Origin of the sequence: Paenibacillus sp. B2(2019), from assembly GCF_008370385.1 — a bacterium.
Lineage (GTDB): Bacteria > Bacillota > Bacilli > Paenibacillales > Paenibacillaceae > Paenibacillus_AQ.
Window position 1 is genome coordinate 59941 of the sequence record NZ_VTZR01000010.1, and the last position, 16100, is coordinate 76040.

General features: G+C 43.6%; 17 protein-coding genes and 2 pseudogenes. 15 read left to right on the top strand and 4 right to left on the bottom strand.

Annotated elements, in window-relative coordinates; translation table 11 throughout:
- Nucleotides 1-119: 119 nt before the first annotated feature.
- Nucleotides 120-287, top strand: coding sequence for a CxxH/CxxC protein (locus tag PAENI_RS08310; protein WP_076120603.1), 168 nt, complete (start codon nt 120-122; stop codon nt 285-287).
- Nucleotides 288-382: 95 nt separating this feature from the next.
- Here PAENI_RS08310 and PAENI_RS08315 read toward each other — a convergent pair whose 3' ends face one another.
- Nucleotides 383-1795 (bottom strand): MFS transporter, encoded by a 1413-nt coding sequence (locus PAENI_RS08315; RefSeq protein ID WP_149644942.1) that lies wholly within the window; start codon nt 1793-1795, stop codon nt 383-385.
- 140 nt (nt 1796-1935) lie between these two features.
- Between PAENI_RS08315 and PAENI_RS08320 the strand changes: the two genes are divergently transcribed.
- The 3 genes from PAENI_RS08320 (at nt 1936) to PAENI_RS08330 (ending at nt 3843) form a co-directional block, all read left to right on the top strand.
- Nucleotides 1936-2286, top strand: coding sequence for an ArsR/SmtB family transcription factor (locus PAENI_RS08320; protein ID WP_149644943.1), 351 nt, complete (start codon nt 1936-1938; stop codon nt 2284-2286).
- Between the two features lie 132 nt (nt 2287-2418).
- Nucleotides 2419-2898: a 23S rRNA (pseudouridine(1915)-N(3))-methyltransferase RlmH gene (gene rlmH, locus PAENI_RS08325; protein ID WP_042131690.1), complete on the top strand. Its 480-nt coding sequence runs from the start codon at nt 2419-2421 to the stop codon at nt 2896-2898.
- 90 nt (nt 2899-2988) lie between these two features.
- Nucleotides 2989-3843: an AraC family transcriptional regulator gene (locus PAENI_RS08330; RefSeq protein WP_094869785.1), complete on the top strand. Its 855-nt coding sequence runs from the start codon at nt 2989-2991 to the stop codon at nt 3841-3843.
- Between the two features lie 160 nt (nt 3844-4003).
- Here PAENI_RS08330 and PAENI_RS08335 read toward each other — a convergent pair whose 3' ends face one another.
- The 3 genes from PAENI_RS08335 to PAENI_RS08345 all read right to left on the bottom strand — a co-directional run bounded on the left by PAENI_RS08335 (nt 4004) and on the right by PAENI_RS08345 (nt 6636).
- On the bottom strand, nt 4004-4474 hold the full coding sequence (locus PAENI_RS08335; protein WP_149644944.1) for a pyridoxamine 5'-phosphate oxidase family protein: 471 nt from the start codon (nt 4472-4474) through the stop codon (nt 4004-4006).
- A 211-nt stretch (nt 4475-4685) separates the two neighbouring features.
- Nucleotides 4686-5537 (bottom strand): alpha/beta fold hydrolase, encoded by an 852-nt coding sequence (locus tag PAENI_RS08340; protein ID WP_149644945.1) that lies wholly within the window; start codon nt 5535-5537, stop codon nt 4686-4688.
- A gap of 190 nt (nt 5538-5727) precedes the next feature.
- Complete coding sequence (locus tag PAENI_RS08345; protein WP_149644946.1) at nt 5728-6636, bottom strand: LysR family transcriptional regulator; 909 nt, start codon at nt 6634-6636, stop codon at nt 5728-5730.
- Nucleotides 6637-6771: 135 nt separating this feature from the next.
- Here PAENI_RS08345 and PAENI_RS08350 point away from each other — a divergent pair, with 135 nt between their 5' ends.
- The 11 genes and pseudogenes from PAENI_RS08350 (at nt 6772) to PAENI_RS08395 (ending at nt 15394) form a co-directional block, all read left to right on the top strand.
- Complete coding sequence (locus PAENI_RS08350) at nt 6772-7782, top strand: alpha/beta fold hydrolase (protein ID WP_149644947.1); 1011 nt, start codon at nt 6772-6774, stop codon at nt 7780-7782.
- 173 nt (nt 7783-7955) lie between these two features.
- Nucleotides 7956-8780 (top strand): MerR family transcriptional regulator, encoded by an 825-nt coding sequence (locus PAENI_RS08355; RefSeq protein ID WP_149644948.1) that lies wholly within the window; start codon nt 7956-7958, stop codon nt 8778-8780.
- Nucleotides 8777-9973, top strand: coding sequence for an MFS transporter (locus tag PAENI_RS08360; RefSeq protein WP_149644949.1), 1197 nt, complete (start codon nt 8777-8779; stop codon nt 9971-9973). The genes PAENI_RS08355 and PAENI_RS08360 overlap by 4 nt, the downstream gene beginning before the upstream one ends.
- Before the next feature lie 30 nt (nt 9974-10003).
- Nucleotides 10004-10795 (top strand): helix-turn-helix domain-containing protein, encoded by a 792-nt coding sequence (locus PAENI_RS08365; protein WP_076285045.1) that lies wholly within the window; start codon nt 10004-10006, stop codon nt 10793-10795.
- Nucleotides 10796-10891: 96 nt separating this feature from the next.
- Nucleotides 10892-11281 carry a DUF8051 family protein gene (locus tag PAENI_RS08370; protein WP_081382684.1) on the top strand — a complete coding sequence of 130 codons (390 nt, stop codon included), beginning with the start codon at nt 10892-10894 and terminating at the stop codon, nt 11279-11281.
- An 87-nt stretch (nt 11282-11368) separates the two neighbouring features.
- Nucleotides 11369-12220, top strand: a complete 852-nt coding sequence (locus PAENI_RS08375; protein ID WP_149644950.1) for a carbohydrate ABC transporter permease — start codon at nt 11369-11371, stop codon at nt 12218-12220.
- 169 nt (nt 12221-12389) lie between these two features.
- Nucleotides 12390-12746: pseudogene (locus PAENI_RS08380) on the top strand (helix-turn-helix transcriptional regulator); the annotation flags it as partial.
- Nucleotides 12747-12858: 112 nt separating this feature from the next.
- The gene (locus PAENI_RS08385) at nt 12859-13347 is read left to right on the top strand and encodes a hypothetical protein (RefSeq protein WP_223178925.1); all 489 of its coding nucleotides are present in this window, start codon (nt 12859-12861) and stop codon (nt 13345-13347) included.
- 12 nt (nt 13348-13359) lie between these two features.
- Nucleotides 13360-13581 (top strand): annotated as a pseudogene (locus tag PAENI_RS33020) (CPBP family glutamic-type intramembrane protease); the annotation flags it as partial.
- A 169-nt stretch (nt 13582-13750) separates the two neighbouring features.
- A complete protein-coding gene (locus tag PAENI_RS08390) occupies nt 13751-14527 on the top strand; it encodes a formylglycine-generating enzyme family protein (protein ID WP_076285082.1) in 777 nt (258 codons plus the stop codon).
- 6 nt (nt 14528-14533) lie between these two features.
- Nucleotides 14534-15394, top strand: a complete 861-nt coding sequence (locus PAENI_RS08395) for an MFS transporter (RefSeq protein ID WP_262495557.1) — start codon at nt 14534-14536, stop codon at nt 15392-15394.
- Nucleotides 15395-16100 lie beyond the last annotated feature (706 nt).

Consider the following 16100-nt stretch of genomic DNA (forward strand, 5'->3'; position numbering starts at 1 on the left):
GACAATGGATGAACAGATCGCTGGAATGGATAGATAGGAGTTCCATTTTCGTGGGAAGTATGGTAGAACAATAGAAGGAGTATTAGGCCGTAGCGGCACAGAAAGGGATGCTTGGTTGAATGTATGTAGTATGTAAAGAACATGTAGAATTAGCTATTGATTTGTTTGTGGACGAGTATGAAGATGCACCAGATGTAGTGGATTTGAAGGAAACGGAATTCTCTGACTGGGACCCGCCGGCAAAGTGCACCCAATGTGAGAAGAACGCTGAATATTTGGTGGTCTAAAGGACCTTTAAGACTTATAAAAAAACACCTTGCAGTCCCGGAATGGGCTGCAAGGTGTTTTTGCGTGGAATACTATATTGGAGGGCTCATTAATCTTATGCGTCTGCTGCATCTGCCATATTGGTCAGGGAGCTACCTCGGCTGTTACGGCGGTAGACAATGGCTGAGATGATGGCAAGAATTGCAGCAATAGAGAGTCCCCAATAAATGTTGGAGTAGGCGGTTGAGAGCGGCAGCCCACGCTGCCATTCCAGTGCACTTGCGGCCATAGCTACGCTGAAGGCGCCACTAAAGAATTGCAGTAGCTGGAATAGTCCCATCCCGGAGCCGATTTGTGAGGAAGGAAGAATCCGTGAGATTTCATTGGATACACTACTGGACAACGTCGTGAAGGCAAGACTCATAATCATATAGATAAGCATAACGGCAATCCAGGACCGCCCAGCGAAGAATGCGAACAGGACAGTAGCAGTCAACACAAGCAGTGGAGCGAAGCGCAATATCCCCCCATTGCCATAACGGTCGATAATTCGCCCGACGGAGCGGGAAACGAAAATGGCGAGCAGTGAACCCGGAAAGATCACAAGCCCGGCATGACTTGCACTGAAGCCAAAGCGATGAGTTAAAATCTGTGGCAGCAGGAACAAGGTGGCGAAGCTGCACAGATAGGAGGCTATTCCGACCACCGCCAGCACGAGATATGAGCGGTTACGGAAAAGCGCGGGCATTACAAATGGGTCGGGCGTGCTGCGGATGCGGCCAACAAATAAAGCGATGGCGACAAGTCCGGCGACCAAGGCCACCCACAGCCCACTAGTCAGGAACAGCAGTAGACCGGTGGTGCCGACGCCCAAGAGTAGCCCACCCAGCACATCAAAGGAGCCGCGGGTAGGCACCTCTTTAGGCAACAGGATAAGGAACAACGGCACGAGAAGCAAAATAGCTGCCGTTACAGCGAACAACCAGATCCAGCCGAGATATTCGACGATGGCTCCGCCCGCGACCGGACCAAGGCCTAGGCCGAGTGAAACGGCTGACATAATCGTCGCCATCGCCTTGCCGCGACGGGCTTGCGGGACATAGCGGGTAAACAGAACAAGAGATAAGGACATTACTGCGCCCGCGCCCGACGCCTGTAGAATGCGCACGATAAGCAGAAAGATAAAGTTGGTGCTGAAGAAGCCCGCCACAGCCGCAAAGCCTAGCGTCAACAAGCCTATCACCAGCAGGCGGCGGATCGGCAGAAAATCAGAGAGCCGGCTGTACGTGATTGAGGCAATCGAAAACATAATGGAATACCCGGTAACAATCCAAGAAGCGGATGCAGCTGTAATGCCGAAGGCTTCGGTTACATCAGGCAGTGCCAGATTGAACATGGCTGTATTCATGATGACGAGAACCACAGCAATGCTGAACAGGAGAGTCAGCAGGCCTTCCCGTGGAAGAGTCGCTTCCGGAGCGGAGGCTTCATGATCCGCATTCGCGGAAAGGTTATTTACAGAAGTCATGTGCGAAGCACTCCTTTTTTATTGTTTAATAGTTCGATTACTTACGAACAATTGAAATATAGCATGCGTTGATATAAAATGCAATTAGGATCACCAATATTTTTTTCGCATTAAAAGTAGGACAAAGGGGATAATCATCCATGAAAATACTATTTCATCCGGACCGCAAGGACATTCAGCTTGCTTCCGTATTGTATGCGCTCAGCGATCCGATTCGCCTCCATATCGTATCGGATATTCATAGAAATGGAGAACAGGCTTGCAACGGCTTCAACGTTCCGATCGCCAAATCCACCATGTCTCACCATGCCCGTACGCTGCGCGAGTCAGGGGTTGTGTTTACGCGGGTGCAAGGAACACAGCGTATACTGTCGCTACGGACAGAGGATCTGAGCGCACGTTTCCCAGGATTGCTGGATTCTATATTGAGTGCTTACGAAGCTGGGAAAAAGCCGGATTTTGCAATGGAGGAGCGGGAGGAGAGTAAGTAGGGGATGGATTGTCTGAGGAATAGGACATTTAAGGAATGCGAAAGATTAGGAAGCTACTTACTAAAACTACAAGGGATGGCCTATTGCGCGTCCTTTTGCTATTTCTATAGAGGATTTTGACAGGAGGCACTTATGCTTATTCAAATTATTGGCGTAGGAAAATTGAAGGAAAAGTACTTGATCAATGGCATCGCGGAGTATGCTAAACGGCTGACACCGTACCTGAAATTTCAGGTGATTGAGGTGGCAGATGAAAAAGCACCCGACTCTCTAAGCGAAGCAGAGGTCGGTATTGTTAAGGCGCGCGAGGGGGAACGCATCCTCGCGCACATAAAGAGCGAGGCGCATGTCATTGCGCTCGCGATTGACGGCAAGCTGTGGAGCTCGGAAGAGCTTGCCGCAGAAATTGACCGGCTCGGCACCTACGGGACGAGCCATGTCGTGTTCGTCATCGGAGGGAGCCATGGGCTCTCCGACGAGGTCATGCGCCGCGCGCAGCAGCGCATGAGCTTCGGGCGCATGACGCTGCCCCATCAGCTCATGCGCCTGGTGCTGGTGGAGCAGATTTATCGCGCGGTGAAGATAAATCGTGGGGAACCGTATCATAAATAAGGGCAAGTTTTTTGCTGACTTTTTCGTGCAGAAATTGCAAGGTATTCATTTTTTATTTCCGATAAAATTACCTTGAAGGGAGGGAATACGATGGATTGGTTGGACAGGATGAATAGTGCCATGGAATATATCGAAACAAATCTAGCGGACACTATTTCATTTGATGAAATAGCACAGAGAGCCTGTTGCTCTACCTATCATTTTCAAAGAATGTTTCCATTTATTACTGGCGTATCGTTATCGGAGTACATTCGACGTCGACGGTTGACATTGGCGGCATTCGAACTGCAGACAACAGACTCAAAGGTTATTGATGTAGCTATGAAATATGGATATGATTCGCCGGAGGCGTTTGCACGGGCCTTTAAGAATCTTCATGGTATTATGCCGACATCTGCGCGCGATACAGGCGTTTCTCTAAAAGCCTATCCTCGAATGTCCTTTCATATTTCAATAAAAGGGGATGTCGAAATGAATTACCGTATTGAGCAAAGAGGTTCTTTTGAGATGTTTGGAGTATATGGATTTATAAATGCAGACCAGAAAACAGCGTTCTCTGAAGTTCCTCAATTCCGTATAAAATGTGATGATGATGGTAGCGTTGATCTTATGAACGACTTACTGGGACGTTTTGGTGACACCATGTTACACGCCGCCCTTTACGATCACACTAAAGAATCTTTCAAATACATGGTCTGTTATCATTTACCTAAGGGTCTTGAAATTCCGGAGAGATTTACAAAACTTTCTGTCCCAACATTAACGTGGGCGATTTTCCCGGAGCCGCAATGTGATATGCAAAAACTATGGCAACGAATCTATTCTGAGTGGTTTCCGACATCTGAATACGAACAGGTTGAGGGCCCTAGTTTCGAAATGTATTATGGAATGGCACGGCATGGGAATGTTTCAGGGGAAATCTGGATACCGGTGAAGAAAAAATAACGCTCTTATGCGAGCGAAATTTAGGCGTTAACGAAGATGACAACTGAACAAATCTAGATTAATAAAGGGTCATCCCCACAAAGGATGGCCCTATAACTTGCCGTTACAGACAGAGCGGTGAGCCTTATCATAAGTAGGGCGAAAAAAAGGGAGTGACCACTTAATTTGCCGTCTTATTGACAAAATCAATCTCATTTCTGATTCCTTTATGGGCGTCATTCCACAGGCCCTTTGTTAGGCGAATGCGCAGCAGGCATGTGTTAGGGTCTTCGTCGTTATTGGCTTCATTATACCAATCGGCGAATATTGTGCGCAGCTTTGTCATCATCTCCGCGTTCTTCTCGTCACATACCCAGCCCAGGTATTGACCGATACCATCGGCCGTAAAGTTTTCGACGATGATACAAACGGCGACTTCGGGGTTTTGGGCAATTTGCTGCATCTTGCTTGAGGTTGCGTAAGTAACGGTGTAGAACGCGCCGTCCTCATAATAGGCGTCCACAATGCGGGCGGCGGGACGGCTTTTGCCATTGGCCCCCGGTTCCAGTGCGATGGTGGACAGAGAGATTAGGCCGTCCTTGTTACCTACTTGTTCTTCCAGCAGCTTCATGGCTTCGTCGTACTTGCTCATTATATTACCTCCTAAAGTATCATAAGGCATACAATGTTAAGCTTATCATTGTGAAATCTTAGTGCATGTGAGGAATAATACGATAAAATATTAAATCGCTATCACAATCCTCTGTTCGACTTAGTATGGTTCAACTGAAATTAGCAGGAAATAAAAAAACACTAAGAATCAACTTAGTGTTTTTCGTTATACAAAGGAAAGCCTCAATTGGTCAATTGCCCTCAAGAATCCACTTGCTTAGCTCTTTGTCAAAGGTTTGAGGTTCTTCAAACATCGGATTGTGACCACTATGCTCAAAGATCACTTTTTTGACGTGCTTATAGGCTTCATTAACAGAATTCCAAAGTGAAACAGGCGCTACCAAATAATCATACCTACCTAAACCGATAAATACTGGTTTGTTGAAGTTAGCGAGTGATTGTATAAGATTCAATTCTCCGAATGCTTCTCCCCACAGATAATCGATAATTGGCATATTCGTATATACATCTTCCCACATGTAAGCTGCGTCAAATGTATAGTCATAAAAGCTTTGGGCTCCCATCCGAATACACATGTGAGCGAATCGCCGTTCAGGATCTTTCTGAATGTCACTTTCTAACAAAGCAATATCCATTTCGAACTGTCTTTTTCTCTCCGGACTTGCTGTCTCATTAAAAAATGCAGAACTTTGACGCTGTCTTTCCCCGCTATTTGTAGGTGCTGAATTCAATAAGGCAACTTTTTGGACATGGTAGGGATATCTTTTAGCATATTCCAAAGCCATGAAAGCATGTCCTGAATGCCCTAATAAGATGAAATTTGTTAAGTTAAGATCTTGCCTTGCCGTCTCTATATCTTCTAATACTTTCTCCAATCTATAATCTTCCGGTTGCAGAGTTCGGGGCGGCTTCACAAATCCTCTATGATCAAGGAAAATAAACTGAAATGTATCATATAAATCTTTTGAGAATAATTGAGGATAATAAACACTGCTGCCTATCACCAAAATAGGTTTCCCAGTTCCTTTTACACAATAATTCAGTTCAAATCCATCGCTATTTATAGTTTGGTATTTATTCATTGTTATCATCCTTTTTTCATTTTTATTTTACACATCACTCCTTCCCTTCACGGATTCCATTACATTCTCCATGGAACGCTCTAACATTCCGATCACCTCAAATTTTGTGGCTTGTAATAAATATTATGGTAGCATACTTTAGTCGTTATAGCGTAAGGCTTTTGGTGGATAAACGATAGCAAGAAACGGATCATTCACCACGATCCGGCAGATGGTTCGAGAACGTCTCTCTGGTTAAATTTAAAAAGGCATCAATCGCGGGCGAGATCCATTTCTCTTCATGCCAGAACATTTGGGTTGCAAAGGATACGGCTGTCAAATCCCAGGGTAGCGGAATCAGTTCTCCCCGATTCACCTCTGCTGCTACAGCCATTTCAGGCAAAATGGCGATACCCATCCCCATTTTGGCACATTGCTTAATCGCCTCCGCACTATTAAACTCTAATTCTGTAATGCTTCCCATCGCCTTCTGGGAAAGACTCCGCTCAAAAAACATCCGATAGGAGCACCCCTGCTCCGTTAGTAGGTAGGTCTCGCCATTAAAGTCCTCAACCGTCAAAGCTGTCTGCGAAGCAAGCCGATGCTCTGGTGCAACCAATAAATAGAAGGGCTCGTCAAGCACCTTTTCCCCACAAAGTCCTGCCTCTCCCTTGATCTCATCCAGCACAAAAATAATGTCTGCACTGCCTTCCCGCAAGCTCTGCTTCAGGTTTGGCTCCGAGAGCGGGCGAAACATCAACCGGACTCCCGGATAGCGCAAGCGAAATCGCTTAAGCACTGCCGGAATTCGGTACGTACACAAGGTATCATCCGCACTTATAGTTAACGTACCTGTCATTTCACCCGTTTGCTTGACGGCATGCTGCGCCTCTTCCAGATCACTCAAAATGTGATCCACATAACCCAGAAAGCTTCTGCCCGCATCGGTCAGCGCCACCTTTTTCCCCATTCGATCGACCAGCTTGACCCCAAGCTCATCCTCTAATGCTTTCATCTGCATCGTAATGGTTGAGGGGACGTAGTTCTGCGCTTCCGCTGCGCGGCTAAAATTGAGGGTAGAGGCCAGGGTATGAAACGTTTTAAGTTGACGCAATTCCATCGTACTGTCCTCCTTTTGTTCAAAAAAAATGAACGTTTTATTCAAGAACGTTTCTTTGACTTAACAATAGCATTGCCTTAAAGTGATGACAAGAAATTCATTGCCCACCTTTGAATACGGAGAGGAGAAGATTACTTGAGAGATTATGAGATTTTTGAGCTTGGGGATATCACACTGCAATCCGGAGAAATACTTCCTCAAGCGTTTCTCGCCTACAAAACCTATGGGACGTTGAATGCAGCCAAAAATAATGTGATTGTTTATCCTACCTGGTTTGCAGGTCAGCATGCCGATAATGAATGGTTGATCGGACCGGATAAGGCATTGGATCCGAATAAGTATTTCATCATCGTACCGAATATGCTTGGCAACGGGTTGTCCTCATCACCGAGCAACACGCCCCCTCCTTATGACCGGGCCAACTTTCCAGAGGTTACGATCTATGACAATGTGCGACTCCAGCATCAGCTAGTAACTCAGAAGTTCGGTATTAACAAAATTGCTTTAGTCGTCGGCTGGTCACTCGGGGCCGTACAAACCTTTCAATGGGGAGCAAGCTATCCTGATATGGTGGATCGGATCGCTCCATTCGGAGGAACGGCCAAGCCCCGGCCACATGCGAAGGTTGTTTTTGAAGGACTTATCGCAGCCCTTCAGGCTGATTCTGCTTGGAAGCAAGGCTTTTATACCGAACAGCCCAAGGCAGGATTAGCTGCAATGGGGCGGGTTTATGCCGCATGGGGGTTCTCTCAGGCTTATTATCTGGAGCAGCTATTTCAGCAGGAAGGTTACCTTACGCTCGAAGAGTATCTCGTAGATTATTGGGATGAAGTATTCCTAACCTTCGATGCCAATGACCTGATTACCATGCTGCGTACAGGGATACATGGAGATATTAGCGCAAATCAACAGTATCAAGGAGATTTTGAGCTTGCGCTAAGCAAGATAACATCTCGAGCGCTTGTCATGCCGGGGAGTACGGATCTTTTCTTTCCTCCTGAAGATAATGAGTATGAGACTCATCATATGCATAACGCAATCTTTCTCCCAATTGAGTCCAAATGGGGGCACTGTTCCGGGATTGGACAGCATGAACCAGATTCAATATTCATAGACATACAGCTAAAACAATTTTTACTGGAATGAGGTCAGGATGTTGCAAAATAACAGGGACGTTTTCGTTTATGAAATCGTCCTTGTGTTCATTTTATCTGTCGATTCCCTCTGCTGAGCCGTGTCCTCGGCTTGTTTATCTGCTTGACTTTCCCCTGCACAGGAAGCTTTATACTCTGAATATCATCTAGATTGGAGGCGAAATTTTGTTCAAAATCAGTGAATTTTCCAGGTTAAGCAAGGTTTCCTTAAAAGCATTGCGATACTATGACCACATTGGCATGTTAAAACCAAGAACCGTTGACCAGGACACAGGATATCGATATTATTCAGCTGACCAAATCCTCGAGCTGAACCGAATCTTTATGTATAAGGAATTAGGTTTTACATTGCCACAAATTATTGAGCTTCTAAATGAAGACATTACGTTAGAACAAATTCGAGGCATGTTCAACCTGAAAAGAAGTGAAATTCAGCAGGTCATCGACACTGAGCAAGCCAAACTCACTCGAATTAAGGAGCGTATGCAGCTGATCGAGAAAGAGGGATGTGTGGAGAGAGAGCAGGAAGTCGTGATTAAAGCAGTAGAACATAAGCTATTTCTTTCACTTAAAGCACGCGGTAAGGAACAGGATATTCCGGGACTTTTTCGAACGTTTAATCAATGGATAAGAAAAGAAAACCTGAATCTGGTGGAGAGTCCCAAAATCGTTATATGGAGTGAATTGGATGAAAACGTGGATGAGTTTGAATTTGAAGTAGGCCATTTTTTAAAGGGCGAGCTGTCAGTACTTCCTGATGAACTTCAAATTCGTTCTCTTCCCCCAGAATTAATGGCGACACTGACCTTCCACTCAGATTCAGCCTTTGCTTGTACCGCTTGTGTGGATTTAGCCACATGGATCGAGAACAATGGTTATCAAATCAAAGAGGATCAACCTGGCAGAGAGATTTATTTGCCGCTCCCCACGGAACAAGATATCCAATTGATAGAAATTCAAATTCCGATAAAAGGTGGTGGAAAGGATTGAAAAATAGTACAGTGATCTATATTCTGGCTCTGGCTGTTTTCTTGATCGGAACCATTGAATATATTATTACAGGAGTCATCGAAATGATTGCGTTAGACTTGAAGGTTTCTACTTCGGTCGCAGGATTATTAGTGACTGCGTTTGCTCTCTCAGCTGCCATTGGTGCCCCAATTTTAATTGCAACGACCATTAATATGGACCGTAAGAAAGTATTAATGAGTGCACTTAGTGTGTTCATCCTTAGTAATTGGTTAACATTTTTCAGCTCTACCTTTGAGGCCGTTCTTGTTTCTCGTATTTTGCAAGGGTTAAGTGGCGGTGTCGCAACCGTTGTAGCTATGGCGGTGGCGACTAGGCTGGCAGTTAAGGAAAAAAGGGGCAACGCCATCGGTATTATTTTAATGGGCCTCAGCAGTTCACTCGTATTCGGTGTTCCCATCGGCACTTACTTTAGTGATTGGCTTGGCTGGAAATCCTTGTTTATTTGGATGGGGTTTATAACTATTTTTCCACTGCTCGTGATCTATAAAAAAGTTCCTGCCATTAAAGAAAAAGAAGCCGTTACCATTGGGATGCAGCTCTCTATATTAAAAGACAAAAGAATTCTGGTAGCCTTAATCATCACCTTGCTTTATATCGGTGGCTATTCAACATTGTTTACCTATATTACACCGTTCCTACAGGCGACATCGCCTCTTTCGATTACCAAGATCAGTGGAATTTTATTTCTTGCTGGGGTTTGCAGTTTCGTTGGTTCGAGGGTGGGGGGATTATTGGCAGATTCGAAAGGGCCAAAATTGACCATTTTCCTGGGGCTAACCTTGCAAGTAGTCATGTTTCTCTTTTTATCTCTTGTTGGTAACAATCTGGTATTGTTAATCGGTGTCTTAATGATCTGGATGCTGGCGACCTGGAGCATTTCGCCGGCTCAACAATTAAATCTTGTCACCTTAGTGCCCCATTCACCTGATATTGCCTTAAGTGTGAACACCTCTTTTATTCAGTTTGGATTTGCGCTTGGCTCTGGTTTAGGTGGCCTTGTGATTAGCCATTCCTCCATCCTCCACTTGAATTGGTTAGGACTTGGGGTTGTAAGTATAGCTTTACTGCTGGCCCTTCTGCTGTTCTCGAAGATGAATAGTCATGTCGGAAATCATGCCAATAGAGGTTGCGGTCAAACGTCTCATAAGTAATGGCGAAAAATTCGTAAGGAGATATATGCGATGATTCGAACCTTTGAACCAATAAATAGCTTACATAGGATAGTGGACTATATCTGGGTAGTAGACTTTGACTTTCTCGCTAATGACAACAGAGAAGATATTATTATGCCGCTGGGGTATATCAATATCATTTTCAATTACGGGTCTGCTTACAGTCTGGTAAGAGAAGATCAGGAAGTGGTGATCCCTAATACGGTTGTGATTGGTCAAATGAAAAGCGCGAAATATGTTCGATATGGACAACAGTTGTATCAAATCGGGATTTCTTTAACTCCGTTAGGATTTATACACTTGTTTCAAGTGCCCGGCCTCGAATTGGAAGAGCGAATCCTACAAGCCACCGATGTGGACCCTGATCTAGATGAACTGTACCGGATGATGAGATTTAAAGATGTGGAACAAAATATCACAGCAATCAATCATTATTTACTCGATAAGATGGTGTTGAATAAGAAGGATACTGGCCGCATAGAGGAAATGCTTACTTATGTAGAACGAGAGTATGAAAACTTGAATATTGTGAGTATGGCAAAATTTTTTTGCATTTCAGTAAGTACGTTAGAGCGTTTCTTCAAAAGGCATGTCGGGCTTACCCCAAAGACCTATGGGGATATTGTGAAGTTTAGAAAACATGTTGAGGATGAAAGATTGAGGGAGGAGATGCAGTATCGTTACTATGATCAGTCTCACCTCATCAAAACATTCAAAAAGTTTGCAGGCAAAACCGTCAAAGAGTTAGAGAAACTTCCACATGAATTAACCCTTCGATATGTCTGGCATGGTCAGAAGTGATGAACGCCAGATCATATAGATGCTGATTTTTTACAATACACTGTTATTCCTTCCTGCTAATCTTGAGACACTAACAGATGAGAGGAAGGAATAACGATGCAGGATATTATGATCATAGCAAGTTTACTAGTGTTTTTTAATGTAATGTTGTTGGCGATATTGGTTCCGGGAGGGCCGATTGAGAATAGAGATTTTTCAAAATTAAAAGGGGTTGTATTTTGGGGATTTAATCTGTTTCTTATCTTACTTGGTGTTATGTCGTTTATCACGTGTTATCTCTTGTTGATTGCACATCCTAATGCGATTTTCATCACGAAAATTATCGCTGTTTTATACTTTATCGTGTACATTATCGATTTAGCTGGTATTTTTCCGAAATCACCGACTAAAATGTCTAAGCCACTTATACTTTTTGAAATCATTAATGGATCAATGGCTGTCTTCCTCTTCCTCTTTGTGACGGCGATTGGGCATATCGGTTCATGAGGACGAGAGCCCGTATCACAAGTAGGGCAAAATTTTTAGAAGCCTTGCGAAATATGAGTAATAGCGTTCGCTGATGGAGGGAGGGCTATGGTAAAAAAGATTGCTCGTATTCTGAATGGGTTGTTCCTCATCCTCTGCGCATTTACGGCACTTTTTCCGATGCTCCATGTGCTTGCTGTATCATTCAGCAGTAGCCGATCCGTTCTGGCGGGAGAAGTGTTCTTGTGGCCGGTCGAGTTCAATATTAAAGCATTCACGAAGCATTTCGAGACAGGACTGCTGTTTATTGCGATGAGAAATACGATCATTATTACCGTGGTTGGTACAATACTGCAAATGGCAGGGACGACACTTATGGCGTACCCTCTGTCAAAGAAACGTCTCCGGGGACGCAGTGTTTTCCTTCTAATGATTTTATTTACGATGCTGTTTGGCGGTGGTCTGATCCCGATGTTTCTTCTATTGAAGAATTTGCACATCTTGGATACATATTGGGCGATTTGGCTGCCAGGATTAATAAGTGTGTATAATCTGTTTGTAATGAAATCCTTCTTTGAGGGGCTTCCTTCAGAGGTCGAGGAGTCCGCGAAGATTGACGGCGCGAATGATCCCATGATTTTGTGGAAAATCGTATTACTTCTCAGCAAGCCGATCCTAGCAGCATTATCGTTGTTCTACGCTGTAGGATTATGGAACGTATATTCACAAGCTTTGTATTTCTTAAACAACTCGAATCTGATGCCGCTTATGGTGAGATTGTACCAGTTAATTCAGGTAACTTCACTTGACAGCTTGTTGGATAATTCCGAATATAATTTACTCCAACCGGAAAGCATCAAGGCCGCAGCCAGCGTTATATCTGTTTTTTCGATCTTATGTGTGTATCCGTTCCTACAAAAATACTTCGTAAAGGGGGTATTGTTGGGGTCTGTGAAGTGATGACGACATTGAATTTAGAACTCACGCAAAGAGGAATCCGCGATATAGGATAATTTTATGATTAGCTAGGTGTCTTGGGGGCGAGTTTTTTACTGACTTTTTCGTGCAGCAAATGCACGGCATTTATTTCTTATCTGCACTAAAATTTATCTCGAAGGGAGGGAATGCGATGGATTGGTTGGAGAGAATGAACAGCGCCATGGAATATATAGAAACAAATCTAGCAGACAAAATCTCATATGATGACATAGCGCAGATCGCCTGTTGTTCTGGTTATCATTTTCAACGAATGTTTCCATTTATTACTGGAATAACGTTATCTGAGTACATTCGACGTCGACGGTTGACATTGGCGGCTTTTGAGCTGCAGACAACAAAAATAAAGGTTATTGATGTAGCTATGAAATACGGATATGATTCGCCGGAAGCGTTCGCACGAGCGTTTAAGAATCTTCATGGGATAGTACCGATATCTGCGCGCGATAAAGGTGTTATTAGTAGGCTACCACGAAGGAATATTAAAGTCATATTTAGAAGTTTATATCCCCATTGAATAAGGTTGTTTAAGTGATGTATTGACCTTGGGATGGTCCCATAGTTTAAGATTTAGAAGGATTAAATTATTGGGGGAACAGGATATGAATAACGAAAATGAGATCAGAAGCATATGGAAGCTTATAACACTTCACTTATTTCCAGGAATGGCGTTAAGTCTACTTTATCTGTTTTTATTACAAGTGGACAGTTTAACAGGCTATCCTAAGATTGTTGCGTTAGGAATAGCCGGTTTTTTCTCAATAGTGCCTATAGAACTAGGGTGTTTATTTTATGTTGCCAAAAAGGAAACAGGGAATTTCAATATCTTTAAGGTACTGGGCCTAAAAAGTAAGATGAAGGTTAAAGAATATATTGTCTACACTCTTTTATTGCTTTCATTGGCAGGAATACTTATGAAGGCATTAAAACCTTTTTCAAATTACATATTAAATACAGTATTTCATTGGCTTCCAAGTGAGTACAATTATGTCCAGGACATGAGCCTATTCAGTGAAAACTATATCATAATTGCAATAGTAGCAAGCTTTTTCATTATTACACTTATACTACCCATAACGGAGGAACTCTAATTTCGAGGATTTCTACTGGCTCGTATGAAATGGATGGGCAAGTATAGTGTACTGGTCAATCTCGCATTATTTGCGGTTTATCATTTCTGGTCTCCTTGGCTAATAGTCGCAAGAATTGTAGCATTTTTACCACTATTTTATTTGGTATACAAAAAAGATTCTTTGAAATTGGGAATATTTGTACATTGTTTGGCTAACTTTACAGATGTAATAGCTTTAGTGATGTTATTGTAAACCGTGCCGTAATCCCTTAGACCGCGGCGGTTCGAAGGTTCTGAATGCCAATTCGGCTATGAACTAGTTATCAAAGCATCACTACTAGGAGAATAAATTTACGTACTCTAGATGCAGATTGGTGGATGTAGACTATGGAGAAAATATTGGAGTGAACGGGGGACTTCATATGACATTAGGACAGTACGGAAATAACAGTGAAGGTTTTATCAAAGATATAATGAATATGATGGTACGGATTGAGGGTGGGGTTGTTGAATTACGCGATTATATTAATACGAATAAATGGCTTAGTTCTAACTACACGTTATCAGACCCTGGAAGAGGAAGTGATAGAAAGGTTATTTTATTGAATGAAACAATTGAACCTTTCTATGTAATGAAGTATCCAGTAACACGGCAGTTGTATCATTTTATCATGGATGAAGAAGAAGTAGAACCTGATGCGAGTAACCTGCCAATTACGCAAGTTTCATGGCTAGATACTCTTGTCTTTTGTAACAAATTATCTAGAGTGCTTGACAGAACTGAATGCTACACAATAACAAGGGAAAGTGAGAGCACAATATATAACAAAGAAGCGAATGGATTTCGATTACTATCGGACGCTGAATGGCAGTATGCATGCAAAGCGGGAACCAAGGGATATCGGTATGAAAGAATCGATAAGATTGCGTGGTATAAGGAAAATTCCAACGGTTCAGCCCAGGAAGTTGGGAAAATGCTTTCTAATCCATGGGGACTTTACGATATGATCGGGAATGTTTGGGAATGGTGCTGGGATCTCTATGATACAGACCGATATGGCAACTATAGGGTCTTCCGAGGCGGGAGTTGGGCAGAAGTTGAAAACAACTGTGGTTCTACGGTTAGAAGGAAAAGCATGCCTGATTTCAAGATAGATGACCTTGGTTTTAGAATAGCATTCGGAGCACGAATAGATTAACGAAAATTGCCCTTACTGACAGCGCAGAGACTGCCCAATGAAGAGCGCGGAACCCGGACGTTGCGGCTGGATCTGCCGGGACTGATGCTGCTTTCCCCAGCTATCGTTCTCATTATTTACGGTCTTGGAGAAGTAAGCTCTAACCATGGTTTCGGTCATGCGACGGTTCTTGTTCCCGTTATAGCAGGTTTAGCGCTTTTAGCTGTGTTTGTCGTTTATGCATTTCGCAAAGGAAACGAAGCGTTACTTGATGTCAGGCTGTTCCGGGTGCGTTCCTTAACCGTATCCGCGACACTGCTTTTTCTATCTGGCCTGACCACTTACGAGGCGATGCTGCTGCTGCCGCTGTACTTCCAGCAAGTCCGCGGCGAATCGGTGCTTATATCCGGTCTGCTGCTCGTTCCGCAAGGGGTCGGGATGCTGCTGACAAGATCGCTTGCCGGCAAACTAACGGATCAGATCGGTTCGAGGCCAGTCGTTCTTGTCGGAACCCTCCTTACCATACTTGGAACATGGCCGCTTACGCAGCTTAGTGCAGATACGAGCTATTATTATTTGAGCGCGGCATTGATCGTGCGGGTGGCAGGATTAGGGACTGTTTTTCTGCCGGTCATGGCTTCCGCCTATATAGGCCTGTCTTCGAAGCAAATCCCGCATGCCAGCAGCAGCACTCGTATTATGCAGCAAATCGGCGGTGCCTTTGGCGTATCGGTTATCGCTATTATTTTGCAGAACGAGTTTAATTCAGTCATATCACATGACCCGGCAGCTGTGGCTGTTGCGTTCGATCATACGTTTATCTGGTCGATTGCCTTCTCTACATTGGCTCTAATCCCGGCGGCATTTCTGCCGAGAATAAAAAGATAAATTCGAGTGAATTCACTTCGCGATAGCCCCGTTAAGCTGATCCGTATCATAAGTAGGGGCAAGTTTTTTCGTGCTACAGAATGATGATGTACCTCGAAGGGAGCTTTTGCCGATTCACAGCAAAAGCCCCTTCCGCCGTTTTAGCAGAAGGGGCCAGTTCAAAAAAATGCTGTTGTACTTGCGGGTTGAACTCCCTGACAATATACCAACACTTCCCGTTACTTCAAGAAAGCTTTTGTTCAATGCAGTCCGCTGTTCTCGAACATAAAGCCCATTGCTATCAGATATTCAATTGCTTGTTGACTCTACTTTAACCCAACAATGTTAACAGAGTGTTTGCTTTATGTTGAAAATTGTAAATGTTACTAGCTAGTCTTTTTGAAGGTACACTAAATGAATCAGGAGGATGCCTCATGACGAAAATAAATCAATGTTCTTGGAATAAGCGTATAAATTCGCCGTTAGAGTGATACGGAGAACCGTACCATAAATAACGGCAAGTTTTTATAGAGGTGCGCAGGATTCCGTTTACAAAAAGAGAATGATTTGATTTAAAACTCTTTGAGGAAAGTACTGCCCTGTAGAACCCGGATGAAGACAACTACTGGTTCCCAAGAAGAGTTATGTCAAAAATAAGGGAAACTGATTTACGAAATAGTACGGGTATCATTAAGAAATAATGAACCTTTTACTAACACTATCGATC